The following is a 779-nucleotide window of genomic DNA, read 5'->3' as shown; positions in this document are numbered from 1 at the left end:
CGGTCAGAGGCTGCGGGCGGTGATGTCGCCGTGGTCGGTGGTGGCGCGGATGTCGAGTGCGGTGGTGCCGTCGTTCCTCAGGGCGTTGCTGATGCGGCCGTGGCCGGTGCCGGCGTCGAGGGCGGCCGGGACGCCGGCGGCGGCGCCGACGGTGATGTCGCCGGACCGGGTGCGGAGCACGACCGTGCCGTGCAGGGCCTCGGTGATGCGGATGTCGCCCCGTTCCGTGCTGATCTCCGCGGGGCCGGCGAGCCGGCCGACCTCGACGTCGCCGTCGACCGCGGTGAGGCGGACGCCGGCCGCCTCGTCGATCTTGATGTGCCGGTAGGCGCCCTCGACGGCGACGTCGCCGAGGCGGCCGACGCCGCGGAACTCGGTGGCGGCGGCCGTCGCCCGGACGTGGGAGCCGGCGGGCAGTCGGACCGTCACCTCGACGGCGCCGGAGGGGCCGAGGTGCCGGTTCCTCTCCGTCCGGGTCCCGATGCGCAGGACGCCGTCGCCGAGGGCGACCGTGGTCTGCTCGGCCGCCTTCACGTCGCGGCCCCGGGAGGGGTCGGCGGGCCGGATGTCGACGACGGTGTCGGGCCGGTCGGCGGCGATGACCTGGATGCGGCCGGCGGGGACGTCCAGGACGGCGGAGATCGCGGTGGGGGTGGTGAACGTCTGCATCATGCTCTCCTCGGGTGCTCTTCGTTTCTGATGAAGGAAAAGCTACGTTGCGTTCAAGGATCGCGCAACAAGTTCGTTGCGTGGGAAATGCATCTGTGCAGCTGGCGGCT

The 779-nt window shown here is 73.0% G+C and carries 1 protein-coding gene; it reads right to left on the bottom strand.

All coding sequences use genetic code 11. The features are described from left to right. Positions 1-3: 3 nt before the first annotated feature. Positions 4-669, bottom strand: a complete 666-nt coding sequence (locus tag LO771_RS30025; RefSeq protein ID WP_230748326.1) for a DUF4097 family beta strand repeat-containing protein — start codon at positions 667-669, stop codon at positions 4-6. Between the last annotated feature and the right edge of the window lie 110 nt (positions 670-779).

It is taken from the genome of Streptacidiphilus sp. ASG 303, assembly GCF_020991365.1.
GTDB lineage: Bacteria > Actinomycetota > Actinomycetes > Streptomycetales > Streptomycetaceae > Peterkaempfera.
This window is presented reverse-complemented; position numbering and strand designations above follow the sequence as displayed.

Excerpts from the sequence above, each read along its gene's own strand:
- LO771_RS30025 (WP_230748326.1), bottom strand. The coding sequence starts at position 669 with ATGCAGACGTTCACCACCCCCACCGCGATCTCCGCCGTCCTGGACGTC.